The sequence below is a fragment of the Arthrobacter sp. SAFR-044 genome (genome assembly GCF_059414985.1).
Map to the genome: position 1 here is coordinate 487,969 of NZ_JBPFDN010000001.1, position 18,381 is coordinate 506,349.

The 18,381-nt window shown below is 67.1% G+C and carries 18 protein-coding genes; 8 read left to right on the top strand and 10 right to left on the bottom strand.

Translation table 11 applies throughout. The annotated features are described in order from the left end of the window. Positions 1 to 88 precede the first annotated feature (88 nt). Entirely contained in the window at positions 89 to 673 is a 585-nt protein-coding gene (locus tag ACR65J_RS02115) for a DivIVA domain-containing protein (RefSeq protein WP_440165618.1), read from the top strand. Between the two features lie 22 nt (positions 674 to 695). Here the strand turns inward: ACR65J_RS02115 and ACR65J_RS02120 are convergent, their stop codons facing one another. Genes ACR65J_RS02120 through ACR65J_RS02140 form a run of 5 tightly spaced genes read right to left on the bottom strand, consistent with a single transcriptional unit; the run spans position 696 to position 5,181 of the window. Next, positions 696 to 1,388, bottom strand: a complete 693-nt coding sequence (locus ACR65J_RS02120; RefSeq protein WP_440165619.1) for a hypothetical protein — start codon at positions 1,386 to 1,388, stop codon at positions 696 to 698. A 19-nt stretch (positions 1,389 to 1,407) separates the two neighbouring features. After that, positions 1,408 to 2,874: a sodium/solute symporter gene (locus tag ACR65J_RS02125; RefSeq protein WP_440165850.1), complete on the bottom strand. Its 1,467-nt coding sequence runs from the start codon at positions 2,872 to 2,874 to the stop codon at positions 1,408 to 1,410. 7 nt (positions 2,875 to 2,881) lie between these two features. Continuing rightward, entirely contained in the window at positions 2,882 to 3,253 is a 372-nt protein-coding gene (locus ACR65J_RS02130) for a DUF485 domain-containing protein (RefSeq protein ID WP_440165620.1), read from the bottom strand. Continuing rightward, the gene (locus tag ACR65J_RS02135; protein WP_440165622.1) at positions 3,250 to 3,966 is read right to left on the bottom strand and encodes a LytR/AlgR family response regulator transcription factor; all 717 of its coding nucleotides are present in this window, start codon (positions 3,964 to 3,966) and stop codon (positions 3,250 to 3,252) included. The genes ACR65J_RS02130 and ACR65J_RS02135 overlap by 4 nt, the downstream gene beginning before the upstream one ends. Positions 3,967 to 3,999: 33 nt before the next feature. After that, entirely contained in the window at positions 4,000 to 5,181 is a 1,182-nt protein-coding gene (locus ACR65J_RS02140; RefSeq protein ID WP_440165624.1) for a sensor histidine kinase, read from the bottom strand. Positions 5,182 to 5,395: 214 nt separating this feature from the next. On the opposite strand from ACR65J_RS02140, the gene ACR65J_RS02145 reads away from it, so the two are divergent. Both ACR65J_RS02145 and ACR65J_RS02150 read left to right on the top strand, forming a co-directional pair. Beyond that, positions 5,396 to 5,776, top strand: a complete 381-nt coding sequence (locus ACR65J_RS02145) for a DUF485 domain-containing protein (protein WP_440165626.1) — start codon at positions 5,396 to 5,398, stop codon at positions 5,774 to 5,776. After that, positions 5,773 to 7,389 (top strand): monocarboxylic acid transporter, encoded by a 1,617-nt coding sequence (locus ACR65J_RS02150; protein ID WP_440165628.1) that lies wholly within the window; start codon positions 5,773 to 5,775, stop codon positions 7,387 to 7,389. Before ACR65J_RS02145 ends, ACR65J_RS02150 begins: the two co-directional genes overlap by 4 nt. A gap of 134 nt (positions 7,390 to 7,523) precedes the next feature. Here the strand turns inward: ACR65J_RS02150 and ACR65J_RS02155 are convergent, their stop codons facing one another. The 4 genes from ACR65J_RS02155 to ACR65J_RS02170 form a co-directional block, all read right to left on the bottom strand. Further along, positions 7,524 to 8,159 (bottom strand): hypothetical protein, encoded by a 636-nt coding sequence (locus tag ACR65J_RS02155; protein WP_440165630.1) that lies wholly within the window; start codon positions 8,157 to 8,159, stop codon positions 7,524 to 7,526. 16 nt (positions 8,160 to 8,175) lie between these two features. Beyond that, complete coding sequence (locus ACR65J_RS02160) at positions 8,176 to 8,580, bottom strand: DUF4383 domain-containing protein (protein ID WP_440165632.1); 405 nt, start codon at positions 8,578 to 8,580, stop codon at positions 8,176 to 8,178. A gap of 146 nt (positions 8,581 to 8,726) precedes the next feature. Continuing rightward, a complete protein-coding gene (locus tag ACR65J_RS02165; RefSeq protein WP_440165633.1) occupies positions 8,727 to 9,272 on the bottom strand; it encodes a hypothetical protein in 546 nt (181 codons plus the stop codon). Positions 9,273 to 9,413: 141 nt separating this feature from the next. Then, complete coding sequence (locus ACR65J_RS02170) at positions 9,414 to 9,887, bottom strand: Lrp/AsnC family transcriptional regulator (RefSeq protein ID WP_440165635.1); 474 nt, start codon at positions 9,885 to 9,887, stop codon at positions 9,414 to 9,416. Between the two features lie 193 nt (positions 9,888 to 10,080). On the opposite strand from ACR65J_RS02170, the gene pdhA reads away from it, so the two are divergent. The 3 genes from pdhA to ACR65J_RS02185 are packed head-to-tail and all read left to right on the top strand — an operon-like array spanning position 10,081 to position 13,690. Then, a complete protein-coding gene (pdhA, locus tag ACR65J_RS02175; protein ID WP_440165637.1) occupies positions 10,081 to 11,250 on the top strand; it encodes a pyruvate dehydrogenase (acetyl-transferring) E1 component subunit alpha in 1,170 nt (389 codons plus the stop codon). Next, positions 11,250 to 12,260, top strand: coding sequence for an alpha-ketoacid dehydrogenase subunit beta (locus ACR65J_RS02180; RefSeq protein ID WP_440165639.1), 1,011 nt, complete (start codon positions 11,250 to 11,252; stop codon positions 12,258 to 12,260). The genes pdhA and ACR65J_RS02180 overlap by 1 nt, the downstream gene beginning before the upstream one ends. Before the next feature lie 8 nt (positions 12,261 to 12,268). Further along, positions 12,269 to 13,690 (top strand): dihydrolipoamide acetyltransferase family protein, encoded by a 1,422-nt coding sequence (locus ACR65J_RS02185; RefSeq protein WP_440165640.1) that lies wholly within the window; start codon positions 12,269 to 12,271, stop codon positions 13,688 to 13,690. Between the two features lie 17 nt (positions 13,691 to 13,707). On the opposite strand, the gene ACR65J_RS02190 is transcribed toward ACR65J_RS02185, so the two are convergent. Then, on the bottom strand, positions 13,708 to 14,376 hold the full coding sequence (locus ACR65J_RS02190) for an SACE_7040 family transcriptional regulator (RefSeq protein ID WP_440165852.1): 669 nt from the start codon (positions 14,374 to 14,376) through the stop codon (positions 13,708 to 13,710). 161 nt (positions 14,377 to 14,537) lie between these two features. Here ACR65J_RS02190 and ACR65J_RS02195 point away from each other — a divergent pair, with 161 nt between their 5' ends. Both ACR65J_RS02195 and ACR65J_RS02200 read left to right on the top strand, forming a co-directional pair. After that, entirely contained in the window at positions 14,538 to 16,145 is a 1,608-nt protein-coding gene (locus ACR65J_RS02195; RefSeq protein WP_440165641.1) for a carboxyl transferase domain-containing protein, read from the top strand. A gap of 7 nt (positions 16,146 to 16,152) precedes the next feature. Next, positions 16,153 to 18,381 carry an acetyl/propionyl/methylcrotonyl-CoA carboxylase subunit alpha gene (locus ACR65J_RS02200; RefSeq protein ID WP_440165642.1) on the top strand — a complete coding sequence of 743 codons (2,229 nt, stop codon included), beginning with the start codon at positions 16,153 to 16,155 and terminating at the stop codon, positions 18,379 to 18,381.

Sequence of the window (18,381 nt, forward strand, 5' to 3'; positions counted from 1 at the left end):
ACAAACATGGTCCCGGGCGGCCGCACCAATCACGTCCCCCTAAACTGGTGCGGAAACACTACCGCTGAAGAGCATTGAAGGAAACGAAGTGGCATTGGACATTCACCGGCAGATCCCTGCGTCCTTTGAGCGCGTCCAGCGCAGCGAGTACGGGTACAACGCCAAGCAGGTTGACCAGTTCCTGCAGCGGGCCCGGATCTCCCTGGAAACGCCCCAGGCCGCCACGGAGCCCGTCAACAGCGCCGACGTGAGGGCAGTGTCGTTCGACCCCGTCAAGGGCGGGTACTCCGCGGCTGTCGTGGACGCCGCGCTGGACCGGCTCGAGGACGCCTTCGCCCGCAGGGAGCGGGATGAACTGATCGCGGCCCGCGGCGAGGAAGCGTGGCTGCGTGAAATCGGAAGCCTCTCCGGCATCCTCCGGGGACGCCTGCACCGGCCCGACGGCGACCGCTTCCGCCGGCCCACCAAACAAAAGGCCCGAAGCTACAACACGGACGACGTCGACCGGCTTTGCCGGGAACTCGTTGCCTACCTTGAACAGGACAAGCCGTTGAGCGTGGACAGCGTGCGCCGCGCAGTCTTCCGTCCGGCCGTTGGCCGTGACGGCTACGAGGAATCACAGGTGGACGCCTTCCTGGACCGCGTCGTCGAGCTGATGGCGGCCATCGACTGACGTGCCACCGCCGCCGGGCGGTCTATTTCCCGTCCGCCCGCGGGGTGGGGGAAAGCGGCGTATGGCGGCGCCACACATCGCGGTAGCGCTGGCCCCCACGTGCGACGGACACAGCAAGAAACCCGGCTCCGCAGACGCTGCCTGTCACTGTGGCCGCTGCCGTACCGGCGCCCGCCAGCGTCAACACCAGGCCCGCCAGGATGGCAATCAAGGCTGCGTTCGCCGTCGTCATGAAGATCATGCTGCTGGCAGCCACTTGGCTCAAGCTCCCCCTGGCGCTGAAGAAGTAGTAGGTCTGCCTGGACCCGGCCTCGTCGTCATGATGGGCTGCCATCAGGTACGGTGCCACGCCCGGGTCCAGGTCCACGTAGGCGGCCCGTAACCTGTTCATGGCGGTGACGTACATGAGGTCCTCGTAGGCCACGTTCATCACCCGGAGCTGGGTCAGGAACCCGATTGCCGCGTCGATGAAAAGGACGACCACGGCCAGCAGGACAAAAGCATCCGAAAACCCTGTAGCCTGCCCCACCAGCGCCACGCTGACCAGGCTTGCCGACGTGAAGGTGAGGAACATGCTGATCCGGGTCAGCACCTCGCCCTGGGCGGTACTGCGGGATGCCAGCAGGCCCCAGTGTTCCGTGGCAAGCAGCTGGGCCCGCACGGACGCCGGAACCGGATCCTGCTGGTGCGGCGTACCGCCGTCCTCGATGGGCATGGCGTTATTGTCCTCCCGATCAGCGTTCGGTTGCCAGCGGCCGCTCCGGGGTGTGCAGGCGGGTCATGATCCGCGGCATGGTGCCCGGGATCCGATGGGAAGTGGCCCGGGAAACGATGACCGTCACGGCAAACGCCGCCGGCACGCTCCAGGCCGCCGGCTGCGCGAGCCAGGGCGGCGTCAGGCCCGAACCCGATACTGCGCCCGCGATCATTGCCCCGCCGCACAGGATCCCGCCGGTCACCATGCCGGCGATGGCGCCGGCGTCGGTCAGGCCACGCCACCAGATGCCGAGCAGCAGGACGGGGCAGACCGTGGAGGCGGTGAACGCGAAGACCAGGCCCACGCTGCCGGCGAGTGCCAGGGAGCCGGTCATGAAGGCAAAGCCAAGAGGGACCAGGGCGGAGACGACGGCGGCGAGCCGGAACCCGCGCACGCTTCCGCCCAGGACGTCCTGGCTGATCACGCCTGCCAGGGAGACCACCAGGCCGGAGGTGGTGGACAGGAACGCCGCGAACGCGCCGGCCACCACCAGCGCGGAAAGCAGGTCGCCCGGCACCCCGCCCACGAGTTCACCAGGCAGTCGCAGGACCATGGCGTCCGGCTGCCCGGAGCGGGCCAGATCCGGGGCGAACATCCGCGCCACCAGGCCGTACGCCGTGGGGAAGAGGTAGAAGACGGAGAGCAGGCCCAGGACGATCAGCGTTGTCCGCCGGGCCGAGTGCCCGTCCGGGTTGGTGTAGAAACGCACCAGCACGTGCGGCAGTCCCAGGGTGCCAAACAGCAGCGCCACCAGCAGGGACACGTTCTGGTACAGCCCTGCCGGTGCCAGGCCCGTGGGGTTGACCACGGGCGGTGACTGGGGCTCGGCCCCGTGGCCGGCCAGCACGAAGATGATGAACAGGAAGGGCACGGCCAGGGCCGTCAGCTTGAGCCAGTACTGGAACGCCTGGACAAACGTGATGGACCGCATCCCGCCCGCCACCACTGTGAGGCACACCACCACCACGACGGCAACGGAACCCACCCAGGACGGCAGGCCGGTGGCGATATGGATGGTCAGCGCCGCCCCATGCAGCTGCGGCACGATGTACAGCCACCCCACCGTCACCACCACCAGGCTGGTGACCCGCCGGACCGTCCGGGACGCGAGCCTGGACTCGGTGAAATCCGGAATGGTGTAGGCGCCCGAGCGGCGCAGCGGGGCGGCAACGAAGAGCAACAGCATCAGGTAGCCGGCGGTATATCCCACCGGGAACCAGAGGGCGTCGGTTCCGGACAGCAGGATGAGGCCGGCCACGCCCAGGAAACTGGCTGCGGACAGGTACTCCCCGCCAATCGCCGACGCGTTCCACCAAGGCCGCACCGTCCGCGATGCAACGTAGAAATCGCCGGTGGTGCGTGAGATCCGCAGTCCGTAAAACCCGATGATGGCGGTGGCGAGGGACACCACCGCGACCGCTGTGATGGCGACGCCGGCATTCACCTGGGCATCACTGTTCCCCTGCCAGGTCCCGGTACCGCGCCTCATTGCGAGCCGCCGTCCTGACGTACAGCCAGGCGCTCAATCCGATCACCGGATAGATGCCGGCGCCCAGGAGGAGCCAGCCGAACGGGATGCCGGCGATCCGGGTATCGGCCAGGCCGGGAACCACCACCAGGGTCAGCGGGAACGCCGCCAGGATCAGCAGGAAGCCTCCCGCCACCACCAGGGCCAGCCGCAACTGGGACCTGATCAGCGACCGGACAAACACCTGCCCTACCTCGGAATCCTGCGCGGCTTCCCGCGACTCCAGCGGGCGGGGCGCGCCGCGCACCGCAGTGCGGGCAGATGCGCGCGGGGCCGTGACCCTGACCCGGGTCATGCGTGCGGCCTGATCCTGGTTGCCTCCAGTTTCTCCCGCACGATGGGCAGGTGCCGCCGGCTGATGGGCAGGCCGGCACCGGCCACGGTGACGCGCGGCCCGTCGGCCGCCAGTTTCATTGAGGACACGTGCTTCAGCGCCACCAGGTAGGAGCGGTGCGTCCGGATGAAACCGGCGTCCGCCCATTGCTGTTCAAGGTCCGCCAACGGCACCCGGATGAGGTAGCTGGCGTCGGCGGTATGCAGCCGGGCGTAGTCCCCCTGAGCCTGGACGTAGGTGACGTCGTCGCGCCGGATCATCCGCGTGGTGCCACCCTGGTCCACCGTGATCATCTCCGGTGCCGCCCCGCCGTCGCGCAGTTCACTGATCCGCCCCACGGAACGGGCAAGGCGCTCCGCGCGCACCGGCTTGAGCAGGTAGTCCACGGCAGCGAGTTCGAACGCAGCCAAGGCATGGTCCTCATCGGCAGTGACAAAAACAACGGCCGGCGGATTGCTGCTGCGGGCAATGGCGCCGGCGATGTCCAGGCCCGACACCGCGGGCATGTGGATGTCCAAAAAGACGGCGTCAATGCTGCCGGCCGACAGGGCCGTCAGCGCTTCAGCGCCGGACGTGGCACGCAGCACCTTCCCGATGCGCTCGTCCCTGCCCAGCAGGAAAGCCAGCTCCTCAACAGCAGGCAGCTCATCATCAACGACGAGGACGTTAATCATTCTCCTAGGGTACTTCCAGCGGAACTGCGCTCCTCACGCATCATGCCCGGGCTGGGACTTCGGCACCCGCATGGTGATCAGCGTTCCCTCGCCCGGCGCCGTTTCCACCACCAGGCCGTGATCGTTGCCGTAGACCTGGCGGAGGCGCGCATCCACATTCCGCAGCCCCACATGGTCCCCGTCGGTATGGCCCGCCAGCACGGACCGGAGATGCTCCGGGTCCATCCCCACGCCGTCGTCCTCAATGGTGACCTCGGCGAAGGCCCCGGCATCCTCCGCCGTGATGCTGATGTGCCCGGGACCCGCCTTGGCCTCGAGCCCGTGCCGGACGGCATTCTCCACCAGCGGCTGCAGGCTGAGGAAGGGGATGACGGTGCCCAGCACCTCCGGGGCGATCCGCAGGCTGACCTGGACGCGCTCGCCGAACCGGGCACGCTCCAGGAGCAGGTAGCGGTCAATGCAGCGGAGCTCCTCGGCAAGGGTGGTGAAGTCCCCGTGCCGCCGGAATGAGTAGCGGGTGAAGTCCGCGAACTCGACCACCAGCTCCCTGGCCCGCTCCGGATCGGTGTTGATGAAGGACGCGATGGCGTTGAGCGAGTTGTAGATGAAATGCGGGCTGATCTGGGCGCGCAGCGCGCGGACTTCCGCTTCCATCAGCAGCGTGCGGGACGCGTCCAGCTCGGCAAGTTCCACCTGGACAGCCACCCAGTCCGCCACTTCGCCCGTGGCCCTGACCAGGCCCGCCCCCGCGGACGGGGCGAAGGCTGCCACGGCCCCCACCACCCGGGTGCCGGCCCGCACCGGGGCGATGACTCCGGCAAGGTGGCTGCCGGTTCCGTCTGCACCGGCGGAGAGAACTGCTGTCCGGCCGGACGCGAGAACATCCGCTGCGAGTTCCATCAGGCGCGGCCTGATGTCCTCGGCACCGCCGTCCCAGGCCAGGACACCGTTGGTATCCGTGATGGCCAGGGCATCGCAGGCCAGCAGGGCCCGCAGCTGGCGGCTGGCTTTCGCGGCGCCGGCGGGGTTCAGGCCACGCCGCAGGTGCTGCCCGGCCTGGGAAGCAGCATGGAGGGTGTGGTACGTGGCGCGCTCAGCGTCCGTGCCCAGCTCCCGGAAGGAGCGGAGCACCTTCAGCCCCACGCCGACGACGACGGCAATGGCCATGGCGATCACCGCAACGGCCGCGGCGGTGAGGAGGGGGGAGTCCGGCATGGTGCCCAGCGTAGCGGCGGGTGCCGCTTGCCGCAGCATCGCGACCGTTGAGCGACAGCGGGCCGCGAAGTGCTGGAACACGGCGGCGTGCGGGCGGCAAAGTGATTGTTGTCACATCTGCGGTGCCCCTGCGTGGTGCTGCCGGCCAGGCTCCCTGTCCAGCAGTTCGGGGCCCTCCGCCCGGTGTGTTCCGGCAACTCAATGAGGAGGAACGATGGGTAACGATGCCCATACTCCGGACGCAGCGGCGTCCGTGGACTTTGAACAAGTCCAGTCGACCGGGCAGTTCCAGGAATTGCGCAAGCGTCACCGCAGCTTTGTCTTCCCCATGGCAGTGGCCTTCCTGCTGTGGTACTTCGCCTACGTCCTGCTCGCCGACTACGCGGTGGGATTCATGTCCACCAAGGTCTGGGGCAACATCAACATCGGCCTGATCCTGGGCCTGCTCCAGTTCGTGTCGACCTTCGCCATCACCGGCTGGTACGTGCACTATTCCAACAAGCGGCTGGATCCCATTGCAACCGAGATCCGGCACGAGATCGAGGGGCACGAATTCGACAAGCATGGAAACCGAGTGGGCGGAGCCAACAAATGATCGCAATTCCCGCCGCGGTGGATGTCGCCGCCCTCAAGGACACCACCCTTTTGAACATGGGCATCTTCGGCCTGTTCGTGGCCGTCACCATGGTGATCGTGTTCCGCGCCAGCCGGAACAACAAGACCGCCGCCGACTACTATGCCGCAGGCCGGTCGTTCACCGGCTCGCAAAACGGTACTGCCATCGCCGGCGACTACCTGTCGGCAGCATCCTTCCTGGGCATCACCGGAGCCATCGCCATCAACGGCTATGACGGGTTCATGTACTCCATCGGATTCCTGGTGGCCTGGCTCGTGGCACTGCTGCTGGTGGCTGAACTGCTGCGCAACACCGGCAAGTTCACCATGGCGGACGTGCTGAGCTTCCGGCTGAAGCAGCGCCCGGTCCGGATCGCGGCCGCCATCTCCACCCTCGCCGTCTGCTTCTTCTACCTGCTGGCCCAAATGGCCGGCGCAGGAAGCCTGATCTCCCTCCTGCTGGGAATCAGCGACTGGACCGGACAGGCCCTGGTGATCATCGTCGTCGGCGCCCTCATGATCATGTACGTCCTGATCGGCGGCATGAAGGGCACCACCTGGGTCCAGATCATCAAGGCCATGCTGCTGATCGCAGGCGCCGCCGTGATGACCCTCTGGGTCCTGGCCATCTACGGCTTCAACCTCTCGGCCCTGCTGGGCGGCGCCGTGGAAACTGCCAACAACCCGGCCGTCCTCAACCCCGGGCTGCAGTACGGCAAGACTGAGACCTCCAAGCTGGACTTCATGTCCCTGGGCCTGGCCCTGGTCCTGGGCACGGCGGCCCTGCCGCACGTGCTGATGCGCTTCTACACCGTTCCGACGGCCAAGGAAGCACGCAAGTCCGTGGTCTGGTCCATCTGGCTGATCGGCCTGTTCTACCTGTTCACCCTGGTGCTGGGCTACGGCGCAGCCGCACTGGTGGGGGCGGACACCATCAAGTCCGCACCCGGCGGTGTCAACGCTGCCGCCCCGCTGCTGGCCTTCCACCTGGGCGGCCCGCTGCTGCTGGGCTTCATCTCCGCGGTGGCGTTCGCCACCATCCTGGCAGTGGTGGCAGGCCTGACCATCACGGCCGCAGCATCCTTCGCACATGACATCTACGCCAACGTCATCGCCAAGGGCAAAGCCGACGCCGCCACTGAAGTCCGGGTAGCCCGGCGCACCGTTGTGGTCATCGGCATCCTGGCCATCCTGGGCGGCATCTTCGCCAACGGCCAGAACGTGGCCTTCCTGGTGGCACTGGCCTTCGCCGTCGCCGCGTCGGCCAACCTGCCCACCATCATCTACTCGCTGTTCTGGCGGAAGTTCACAACCCAGGGCGCAGTGTGGAGCATGTACGGCGGCCTGGGCTCTGCGATCGTGCTCATCGTGTTTTCCCCGGTGGTCTCAGGGTTGAAGACCTCCATGATCCCCGGCGCCAACTTCGCACTGTTCCCGCTCAGCAACCCGGGCATCGTATCCATCCCGCTGGCCTTCTTCCTGGGCTGGCTGGGCACCACCCTGGACAAGAGGCGGGAGGATCCTGCCAAGCAGGCCGAGATGGAGGTCCGCTCCCTGACCGGCATCGGTGCCGAAAAGGCGGTGGACCACTAGGCAGGGAGCCCAAAACAGGGACAGACCATCCCGCGCCGGACTCTTCCGGCGCAACGTGAAGAGCCTCCTGCCGCAAACCGCGGCACGGAGGCTCTTTCGTTGGGAACGGACCCGGCGTCTTTTGCTGCAGGCCGTCAGCGCTGGTGGTGGCCCCCCGGGGCTACATTCCCGTGTCCACCATGCGGCACCGCGTACTGGCCGGCGGTCGACGCGGCGAGTCCCGGCGTCGTGATTCCTGCCACCAGCACGGCGCCGGCAAACGCTGCCAGCAGCAGCTTCCCCGGGCGCATGCCGGCCCCTGCGGTGCCTTGCCCCGCCGTTTTTTGCCCCGCACCGTGCCGCCCGAGCCACCCGAGCGAGGCGATGATCATCAATGTCAGCAGGAGCGCAGAAAGCTGCGTCATGCTGAGCGGGGCGGCCGTGGACGCGGCCGTGGACCTGGGGTACGCGATGGCGGCCAGGTGTGCAGCCGCTGCGGCAGCCAGCGCATACCGCGCCCACCGGCCACCTGCCAGGCGGTCCTTCGCCAGGACCACCACGGCACCGGCCAGCAGCGCGGCACCCCAGAGGCCTGCCGCCACACCCGCAAGGAACATCGCGGGATCCTTGGCACCAGCGGCGAAGTAACTGGAACAGATCGCCAGGTTGACTGAGCCTGCACCAAAGCCGGCGAACCCGATGAGCAGGCGGACCGGGGGGTTCGCCTGGTACACCGTGTCCTGCGGCAACACTGGCTGGTCGCCCAGCGGTGAGGGCCGGAGCGGGGTCATGCCGGTCCTTGGCATGCTACGCGCGGGCCGCGGCCGGGGACTTGTCCAGGGACAGGCCTACGCCGAGGAGGAGTACGGCGCTGGCGAGGTGGAGGACGTTGTCGGCACCGTTCAGGGCGATGATGTTCAGCGGCGAGTTCAGCAGGAACAGCCCCACGATGCCCACCAGGAGGTAGACAGCGCCGACGGCCGAGTTCACGGTGCGTGCGCTGTCCGTCCCGCGAAGCCCGGCGAAGAGCAGTGCGGCGCCGATGGCGAGGTGGATGACGTTGTGCAGCGGGTTGACTTCGAAGATGATCAGGTTCGCGCCCTCGGTGGCGACGAAACCGACGCCGGACGTGACGGCGAAGCCCAGGAGGCCCACCAGCAGGTAGACGGCTCCGAAAATGGTGGCGACGAGGCGGTTGGGTGAGTTTCGCATGGCCGAATCCTTCCGTTGGGGCGGGTGATTGTCCCGCCTGGTGTGGGGCCCCTTGGCGGGGCCCTCGGAAGCAATTCGGATCATTGCCGGGGGAGGATGGGTAAAAGATCAGTACCCTTTCCACTTTCCCGTCAACGTGGTCCTGGCTAGGCTGCCGGCCGCAGCTTGATGTTGGTCATCAGCAGTTGGTCCGTACCCTCGAAGCGGTAGGCAAGGTCCACCTTCTTGCCGCTGCAGCTGATTTGTCCCACCACCTCGGCCGATTTCACGCCGTTGTCCGTGGCAACCTTGAGGTTGTTGTAGGCGGGCTGGCAGGAGCTGTCCATCTCCAGGCTCTGCACGCCCGAGATGAACGCCTCCTTGGAAAGCTGCTTCTTGAGGGCCGGATCAAGATATTGGTCGTAGGCGCCGGAAGAATCGCCGGCGATCACCCTCTTGGTGAAATCATCGGCGAGGCCCCTGGCCTGGTTCGTGGCGCTGCCCACCACATTCACCAGGATCACGACGCCGAGGATCACCAGGATCAGCACCCCGCCAATACTGCCGAGGATGATCCACAGCTTCCGCCGGCTTCGCTGCCGCGGTGGTTCCCCGGGGAGGCCGAACGGCGCAGGCTGCCCGGGCAGCTGGGGAAACTGCGGTGGCGTCGAGCCCGCCTGGCCCTGCCGGTACGGATCCTGGGGACTGCTCAAGGGGAGCCTTTCGTCGAACAGGCGCTCTGGCGCCGGCGGACTGGCCCAGACCTTCCCGGCCCGGAACATGACGGGAACAAGCCTATATCCTGCCTGCCGCCGTCGTCCTTGAATCACCACCCGGGACGTTTCGCGCTGCTGCTAGCTGCCTTCGGAGCCCCGGTCCAGCAGGGGCTGCACCCGGAAGGGGATCAACTCACCCATGGCCAGCGCCGTGTCGGCCCGCTCAACACCGTCGCACGCAAGGATCTTGCCGTTAATGCGGAACAGATCTTCGGCATCCCTGGCCACCACCCGGAGCAGCAGGTCCGCGGACCCGGTCAGCCCGAAGCCCTCGAGGACCTCCGGGATGGCGGCAATTTCCTCAGCCAGCCGCCCAAGTTTCTGCTGCTGGACATGGACCGAGATGAACGCCATGAGCGGATAGCCCAGGGCCGCCGGATTGAGGCGCCTCTCGAAGGACAGGAAGACGTGCTTCTTTTCCAGCTGCGCCATGCGCGCCTGGACAGTATTGCGGGACAGGCCCAGCTTCTGCGCGAGCGCCACCACGGTCCGGCGCGGGTCCTGCGCCAAGGCCGACAGCAGGCGGGTGTCAGTGCCATCCAAAGCTCGCATAATGCGCAACGCTAGCACGGTGTTGAGGCCCCCGACAGGGCACATTGCTCAGAAACTGCTGCAGTGGTTGTACCCCCTGGCCATTGTGAGTAGGGTCACAGTATCTGGGGCAATGACGCCCGGAAGGCCGGTGGCGGCAGGGGCCAAAAGCCCCGAAACCACTGGTCAACGACGTTCGAAGGTTGCGGCAATCGTGTCTACAGACCAGACGGGCCATAGCGGCGCAATTATCCCCGGCAGCGCAGGAAAACCTGATGCAACCGGGCCGGAATTCCTCCAGTTGATCACCCCGTCCGGTGAACGGATCAGCCACCCGGAGTTCGATTTCTGGGTGCGGGACATTACCGATGACCAGTTGTGCTCCCTCTTTGAGGACATGACCGTCATCCGGCGGATCGATGTTGAGGCCACCGCCCTGCAGCGGCAGGGTGAACTGGCCCTCTGGCCCCCGCTCCTGGGCCAGGAGGCAGCCCAGATAGGCTCCGGACGGTCACTGCGCGCCGACGACTTTGTGTTCTCGAGCTACCGCGAGAACGGCGTGGCCTACTGCCGCGGCGTGGACCTGACGGATCTCCTCCGGGTCTGGCGCGGCAACGCATCCGGCGGCTGGGATCCGTACAGCATCAACATGGCCACCCCGCAGATCATCATCGGTGCCCAGACCCTGCACGCCACGGGCTACGCCATGGGTATCCAGAATGACGGCTCCGATGCGGTGGCCGTCACCTACTTCGGCGACGGAGCCACCAGCGAAGGCGACGTCAACGAGGCAATGGTGTTCGCCGCAAGCTTCCAGGTCCCGGTGGTGTTCTTCTGCACCAACAACCACTGGGCCATCTCGGAGCCCGTCCGCCTGCAGTCCCACATCCAGCTCGCGGACCGCGCCACCGGTTTCGGCATCCCCAGCCTCCGCGTGGACGGCAACGATGTCCTGGCAGTCATGGCTGCCACCCGGCTGGCCCTGGACCGGGCACGGCGCGGGGGCGGACCCACGTTCATTGAGGCCGTCAGTTACCGCATGGGGCCGCACACCACCGCGGACGACCCCACCCGCTACCGGGACGCCAACGAGCTGGAGGACTGGGCCGCGAAGGATCCCATTTCCCGGCTGGCCGGCCTCCTGGAACGGAAGGGACTGCTGACCGCGGAGCTGCAGCAGCAGGTCAAGGACAAGGCCGACACCGTGGCAGTGCAGATGCGCCGCGGCTGCACCACCATGCCGGAGCCGCAGCCCATGGATGTCTTCAAGCACGTCTACAGCACCCCCAACTCCTGGCTGGAACGCCAGCAGGACCACTACGCAAGGTATTTGGCCTCCTTCGGTGATCCCGCAGGTGCCGTTTCAGAGGAAGGTGCACGCTGATGACCCAGTTGACCTTTGCCCGCGCCATCAATGCCGGGCTGCGGAAGTCGCTGGAGAGCGACCCCAAAGTGGTTCTCCTGGGCGAGGACATCGGCGCCTTAGGCGGCGTCTTCCGGGTGACGGACGGCCTGCAAAAGGATTTCGGCACCCACCGAGTGGTGGACACCCCGCTGGCGGAGTCCGCCATCGTGGGAACTGCCGTGGGCCTGGCCTACCGCGGCTACCGGCCCGTCGTGGAAATCCAGTTCGATGGATTCATCTATCCGGCCTTCGACCAGATCGTCAGCCAGGTGGCCAAGCTGCACTACCGAACCCGCGGGGCCGTCAAGATGCCCATCACCATCCGGGTTCCGTTCGGCGGCGGCATCGGCTCGCCGGAGCACCACTCCGAGTCCCCGGAAGCCTACTTCACCCATACATCGGGACTGCGGGTGGTGACCGTTGCCAATCCGCAGGACGCGTATACAGTCATCCAGCAGGCCATCGCTTGTGACGATCCAGTCCTCTACTTCGAGCCCAAGCGCCGCTACCACGACAAAGGCGAGGTGGACGAGTCCCTGGAACCGGACTCGGCCCTGCCCATGGACAAGGCGCGGGTGCTGACCGACGGCGGCGATGTCACCCTGGTGGCCTACGGGCCCCTGGTCAAGACCGCACTGGACGCCGCCTCCGCCGCAGCGGACGAGGGCATCTCCATCGAAGTCATCGACCTGCGCTCGCTGGCCCCCGTGGACTATGAACCGGTGGTGGCATCCGTGCGAAAGACCGGACGCCTGGTGATCACGCACGAGGCTGCACAGTCCGGCGGCCTGGGAGCGGAAGTCGCGGCCAGCATCACGGAGCGGTGCTTCTACCACCTCGAGGCCGCGCCGGTCCGGGTAACCGGGTTCGACATCCCCTATCCGTACTCCAAGCTGGAAATGCACCACCTGCCGGGCCTGGACCGCATCCTGGACGGCGTGGACCGGGCCCTTGGCCGCCCCAATTCCCTGAGCGGACTGGAAGGATGAGCGCCACCATGATCAAGGAATTCCGGCTCCCGGACCTGGGCGAGGGGCTCACCGAGTCTGAAATCCTCAGCTGGAAAGTCGATGTTGGCGACACCGTAAGCCTGAACCAGGTCATCGCCGAAGTGGAGACCGCCAAGGCCGTGGTGGAGCTTCCCTCGCCGTTCGCCGGGGTCATCAAGGAGCTGCACGAACAGCCCGGTTCCGTGGTGGAGGTGGGCAAGCCGATCGTCTCCTTCGAGGTAGCGGACGACGCCGGCGGGTCACCTGCAGAGGCGGCCGGCCTTTCGGAGGGGCTGGGCGGGCAACCAGTGGAAACGCCCAAACGGGAACCGAACCTGGTGGGGTATGGCGCCGTCGTTGAAGGCTCCGGCCGGCCGGTTCGGCGGCCGCGGAACTTTGCCCAGGGGCAGGCCGCACCAGTGGTTCAGCCGGCCGGGGGAGCGGCTGCCGAAGCCGCACCTGTGGAAGCCGTGCCCGCGGAAACCAGCCCGGTTGAAACCAAGGCCACCGAAACCAAGGCCACCGAAACCAAGCCCGCCGAACGTCCCCGGTCCACGCCTCCGGTCCGAAAGCTGGCCAAGGACCTGGGGCTGGACCTCGTCCAGGTTCCGGGTACCGGTCCCGGCGGCCTGATTACCCGGGAGGACGTCCTGGAGTTTTCGGGGCATGCGGTGGAACCTGCCACTCACGTGCAGGGGTCCGCGTCCTCAGGCGGGCCCACAGCGGGGGAGCGGGAGACGCGCACCCCCATCAAGGGCGTCCGCAAGCACACTGCGGCGGCCATGGTCCAGAGCGCCTTCACCGCGCCCCATGCCACCGAATTCCTGACCGTGGATGTCACGCCGAGCCTTGAGCTGCTGGCCAAGCTCAAGGACAGCAGGACCTTTGCCGGAGTTAAGCTCACCCCGTTGACGCTCGCCGCCAAAGCCCTCCTCATCGCCGTGCGCCGCAACCCGGCACTTAACTCCCGCTGGGACGAAGAAAACCAGGAGATCGTCACCTTCAATTACGTAAACCTGGGCATCGCCGCCGCGACGCCGCGGGGACTCACGGTTCCGAACATCAAGGATGCCGACGCCCTGCCGCTCCCGCAGCTGGCCCAGGCGCTCACGGCACTCGCCGAAACCGCGCGGGCGGGCAAGACCACGCCGGCGGACCTTTCCGGCGGCACCATCTCCATCACCAACATCGGCGTCTTCGGCATTGACGCAGGGACTCCCATCCTCAACCCGGGGGAGGCGGCGATCCTTGGCCTTGGGGCTGTCCGGACCATGCCCTGGGAATACCGGGGCGAGGTGGCGCTGCGCCAGGTGCTCACGCTGAGCCTGTCCTTCGACCACCGCCTGGTGGATGGGGAGCAGGGTTCCCGGTTCCTTGCGGACATTGGGGCCATCCTGGCCGAGCCCGGCATGGTGCTCACGATGGTTTAGCTCCTGGCATGCCAGGGTCAGGGAGCCGGGCTGTCGTCCACCATGAGGGCGGCCAGCGCCATCCGTTCCAGCAGGGGGCGGGCGACGCCGGCCGCCATGCGCCTGCCATGGCTGCGGACTGAGTGCGGCGTGGAATTGATGAGGCCGAACGTGGCGTGGGCGCGCATCCGCAGCTCAGCGGCGTCGGTTTCTGGGTGGACCTTGGCCAGGATGTCCACCCACACCTCCACGTAGCTGCGCTGGAGTGTCCGCACGGCCAACTGGTCCTGCTCCGAAAGGTTGGTGAAGTCCCGGTCCTGTACCCGGATCACGTCCGGCTTGCCGAGCGCGAAATCCACCTGGAACTCCACCAGCTGCCGCAGCGCGGCGTGGGGGTCGGCAGTGCGCTCCACAACCTGGCGGCCGCCGTCGAGCAGTTCCTGGCTCACGGTGACCAAAAGGTCCGCCAGCACGGCCTGCTTGCCGGGAAAGTGGCGGTACACCGCAGGTCCGCTGACGCCTGCTGCCGCACCAAGGTCCTCCAGCGAAACCCGGTTGAAGCCGTTGGCCGCGAAGAGGGAGGCGGCAGCGGACAGCAAGGCCTGCCGCCGGTTCTCCTTGGCTTTGCCGCGCTGGGTTGTGGGGGCCTGGGTTGTAGGCGCCTGGGTTGCGGTTGTGGGGGCCTCGGCGGCAGGGGCCGGCTGCACTGTATTGCTGGACACTTTTCCTCCTTGGGCCAGCCCAGAGTCTAACAAGGCGGTGATGTGTTGGACATCACAGTTAATCGAGACTAACCTGAATTTCAGTTATTAGTCACTAACCGAGTTGGCCTGGCGGCCGCGCGCAACCACACAAGGACGGAACGTCGATGGAGACCCTGGCCACCCGGCTCGACCCGGCAAGCGAGTCCTTCCGCGCCAACCGGAACGAGCAGTTGTCGCTCGCCGGCGAGCTGCGGAAGAAGCTCGCGGATGCCGCACTGGGCGGGCCCCAGAAGTCGCGGGACCGCCATGTCGCCCGGGCCAAGCTGCTCCCGCGGGACCGGATTGACCAGCTGCTGGACGACGGCAGCCCCTTCCTGGAAATCGCGCCCCTCGCGGCCAACGGGATGTACGGTGACGACGCCCCCGGCGCAGGAGTCATCGCGGGGATCGGCCTGGTCCACGGCCGGCAGGTCCTGGTCATCTCCAACGACGCCACCGTCAAGGGCGGCACCTATTACCCCATGACGGTGAAGAAGCACCTCCGCGCCCAGGAGGTCGCCCTGGAAAACCGGCTGCCCTGCATCTACCTGGTGGACTCGGGCGGCGCTTTCCTGCCCAAACAGGACGAGGTGTTCCCCGACAAGGAGCACTTCGGCCGGATCTTCTACAACCAGGCACGCCTGTCGGCAGCCAAGATTCCCCAGATCGCCGCCGTCATGGGCTCCTGCACCGCCGGCGGAGCCTACGTCCCCGCCATGAGCGACGAGACCGTCATTGTCCGGAACCAGGGCACCATCTTCTTGGGCGGCCCGCCGCTGGTAAAGGCAGCCATTGGGGAAATCGTCACCGCCGAGGAACTGGGCGGCGGAGAGGTGCACTCCCGGGTGTCGGGGGTGACGGACCACCTTGCCGAAAACGACGAACATGCCCTCCAGATCATCAGGGACATCGTTGCCACCCTGCCGCCTCCGGCCGCGCCGGCCTGGCAGGTGGAACCCGCCGTCGAACCGGCCGTGGACCCGGAAGGGCTCTACGGCGCCGTGCCCACGGACGTCAACGCACCCTACGACGTCCATGAGGTCATCGGCCGCCTGGTGGACGGCAGCAGGTTCCACGAGTTCAAGAAGGACTACGGCACCACCCTGGTCACAGGATTCGCCCGGATCGAGGGACACCCCGTAGGCATCGTGGCCAACAACGGCGTGCTGTTCAGCGAGTCCTCGCTCAAGGGTGCGCACTTCATTGAGCTGTGCGACCAGCGCGGCATCCCGCTGCTCTTCCTGCAGAATATCTCCGGCTTCATGGTGGGCAGGGACGCCGAACAGGGTGGCATCGCCAAGAACGGGGCCAAGATGGTGACCGCCGTTGCCACGGTCCGCGTCCCCAAGCTGACCGTGGTCATCGGCGGTTCCTTTGGCGCCGGAAACTACTCCATGTGCGGCCGGGCCTATTCGCCCAGGTTCCTGTGGATGTGGCCCGCGGCCAGGATCTCGGTGATGGGCGGCAACCAGGCTGCCAGCGTGCTGGCCACCGTGAAGCGGGACCAGTACGAGGCAGCGGGGGAGGAATGGGCCGCCGACGACGAGGAAGCCTTCAAAGCGCCCATCCGCCGGCAGTACGAGGACCAGGGCAGCCCCTACTACTCAACGGCACGGCTGTGGGATGACGGCGTCATCGACCCCGCAGACACCCGCACCGTCCTGGGCCTGGCCCTCGACGTTGTCTCCCGCACCCCTTTGCCGGAGACCTCCTTCGGCCTCTTCCGGATGTGAGCCAGCAATGACCATGCAGACCAACACCGCCATGCAGCAAAGTGCCGCCGGCGCCACCACCAAAGAGGCCGGCAGGGCCAAAACCGGCGGTGGCTCCCTTTTCAGCACCGTCCTGGTGGCCAACCGCGGCGAAATCGCCTGCCGCGTCATCCGCACGCTGCGCCTCCTGGGAATCCGTTCGGTCGCCGTCTACAGCGATGCCGACGCCGGCGCCCGCCACGTGCGCGAAGCCGACAGTTCCGTCCGCATCGGCCCCGCCGCGGCAGCCGAAAGCTACCTCAGCATTGACGCCATCCTCACGGCATGCCGGCAGTCCGGCGCGGAAGCTGTCCACCCCGGCTACGGCTTCCTGAGCGAAAATGCGGACTTCGCCCGAGCCCTTGAAGAAGCCGGCATTGCGTTCATTGGTCCCGGCGTGGAAGCGCTGAACGTCATGGGCGACAAGATCCGCGCCAAGAACCATGTGGCGGGGTACGGAGTGCCGGTGGTCCCCGGCATTGCCAGGCCCGGCATGACGGACAGTGAACTCGTGGAGGCTGCTGCCGCCGTCGGCTATCCCCTCTTGATCAAGCCCTCCGCCGGCGGCGGCGGCAAAGGGATGCACGTGGTCGAAAAGCAGGCGGACCTGCCCGCCGCCCTGGCCACGGCCCGGCGCGTCGCCGCAGCCGCGTTCGGCGACGACACCCTGTTCCTGGAGCGCCTGGTCACCACCCCCCGGCACATTGAAGTCCAGGTCCTGGCGGACGCCCACGGCAACGTCATCCACCTCGGCGAGCGTGAATGCTCCCTGCAGCGGCGGCACCAAAAAGTCATCGAGGAAGCCCCGTCACCCCTGCTGGAGAGCCTGCCCAACGGTCCGGAAGTCCGGGCCCGGATCGGCGAGGCCGCCTGCAACGCCGCCCGCAGCGTGAACTACACGGGGGCCGGAACCGTGGAGTTCCTGGTCTCAGACGATGCCCCGGATGAGTTTTTCTTCATGGAGATGAACACCCGGCTGCAGGTGGAGCACCCGGTCACGGAAATGGTCACCGGCATCGACCTGGTGGAATGGCAGGTGCGGATCGCCGCCGGTGCCGAACTGACGCTCCGGCAGGCCGACGTCGAACTGTCCGGCCACGCCGTGGAGGCGCGGGTTTACGCCGAGGTGCCCGAGAAGAACTTCCTCCCCTCCACCGGGACGGTGCTCCAGCTGGAGGAGCTGCCAATGGGGACGCACGGCCCGGTCCGGGTGGATTCCTCCCTGCTGGAAGGGCTGGAGCTCTCCGCCAACTACGATCCCATGATTTCGAAGGTTATCGCCTGGGGCGAGGACCGTGGGGGAGCCCTTAAATCCCTGGACGCGGCGCTGGCAGGCTACACAGCGCTGGGCATCGAGACCAACGTGGAGTACCTGCGGCTCCTGCTCAGCGATTCAGATGTCCAGGCCGGGCACCTGGACACCGGGTTGATCGAACGGAAGCTGCCGGCCCTGGAATTCCGGCGCGTTGGCGACTCAGAACTGGTAGCCGCCGCGCTGTACGCCCTCAGCCTGGAGGCGCAGGACAACCCCACGCCCGCCGGCGGACCCTGGCAGGCACGCAGCGGGTGGCGCCTTGGTGCGCCCGCGCCGCGCCGGATCAGCCTGGGAACGTCCGACGGCGGGGTGGCAACAGTGCAGGTCAGCGGAAGTCCCACCGGCGGAGACACCGCAACCGTTGCTGTCGACGGCGGCCCCCGGCAGACTGCCGCACTGCGCTTGGAAGGTGGTGGCGGCGCAGTCCTTACCCTTGGCGGCACGGAACGGGAGTACCAGGTGGCTGCAGCGCCGGGGCTGCCGCTCCAGTTCTTCCTCGGCAACGACGGCTGGTCCTGCCGGCTGGAACTCCTGGCCCGGGAAGCACGGCTGGAACGGGTGCTGGCGGCCGTGCAGCGCCAGGAAGGTGTGGCCGACCCCGAAGTGCGCTCGCCGATGCCCGGAACCGTGGTGGCTGTCCCGGTCAGCGATGGCGATGCGGTCCAGGCCGGGGAAGTCCTGGTATCCGTGGAGGCCATGAAGATGGAGCACCACCTGGTGGCCCCCCTGGCGGGAACGGTCCACCTGACTGCCCGCACCGGTGACCTTGTGAAGGCGGACCAAATCCTGGCCACCATCCACCCCCATCCAACAGGCACGGAACCCGCTTCCACGGACACCGGCACAGACGCAGACGCCAACACCGACACAGACGCAGTTGCAGAACAAGGCGAAGGAGCCTGA

What these genes read in the sequence shown, in the direction of transcription:
- ACR65J_RS02155 (WP_440165630.1), bottom strand. Translation starts at nt 8,159, where the DNA reads ATGACCCCGCTCCGGCCCTCACCGCTGGGCGACCAGCCAGTGTTGCCG.
- ACR65J_RS02170 (WP_440165635.1), bottom strand. Translation starts at nt 9,887, where the DNA reads ATGCGAGCTTTGGATGGCACTGACACCCGCCTGCTGTCGGCCTTGGCG.
- ACR65J_RS02130 (WP_440165620.1), bottom strand. Translation starts at nt 3,253, where the DNA reads ATGACCCGGGTCAGGGTCACGGCCCCGCGCGCATCTGCCCGCACTGCG.
- ACR65J_RS02145 (WP_440165626.1), top strand. Translation starts at nt 5,396, where the DNA reads ATGGGTAACGATGCCCATACTCCGGACGCAGCGGCGTCCGTGGACTTT.
- ACR65J_RS02150 (WP_440165628.1), top strand. Translation starts at nt 5,773, where the DNA reads ATGATCGCAATTCCCGCCGCGGTGGATGTCGCCGCCCTCAAGGACACC.
- ACR65J_RS02185 (WP_440165640.1), top strand. Translation starts at nt 12,269, where the DNA reads ATGATCAAGGAATTCCGGCTCCCGGACCTGGGCGAGGGGCTCACCGAG.
- ACR65J_RS02200 (WP_440165642.1), top strand. Translation starts at nt 16,153, where the DNA reads ATGACCATGCAGACCAACACCGCCATGCAGCAAAGTGCCGCCGGCGCC.
- ACR65J_RS02180 (WP_440165639.1), top strand. Translation starts at nt 11,250, where the DNA reads ATGACCCAGTTGACCTTTGCCCGCGCCATCAATGCCGGGCTGCGGAAG.
- ACR65J_RS02120 (WP_440165619.1), bottom strand. Translation starts at nt 1,388, where the DNA reads ATGCCCATCGAGGACGGCGGTACGCCGCACCAGCAGGATCCGGTTCCG.
- ACR65J_RS02140 (WP_440165624.1), bottom strand. Translation starts at nt 5,181, where the DNA reads ATGCCGGACTCCCCCCTCCTCACCGCCGCGGCCGTTGCGGTGATCGCC.
- ACR65J_RS02195 (WP_440165641.1), top strand. Translation starts at nt 14,538, where the DNA reads ATGGAGACCCTGGCCACCCGGCTCGACCCGGCAAGCGAGTCCTTCCGC.
- ACR65J_RS02135 (WP_440165622.1), bottom strand. Translation starts at nt 3,966, where the DNA reads ATGATTAACGTCCTCGTCGTTGATGATGAGCTGCCTGCTGTTGAGGAG.
- ACR65J_RS02160 (WP_440165632.1), bottom strand. Translation starts at nt 8,580, where the DNA reads ATGCGAAACTCACCCAACCGCCTCGTCGCCACCATTTTCGGAGCCGTC.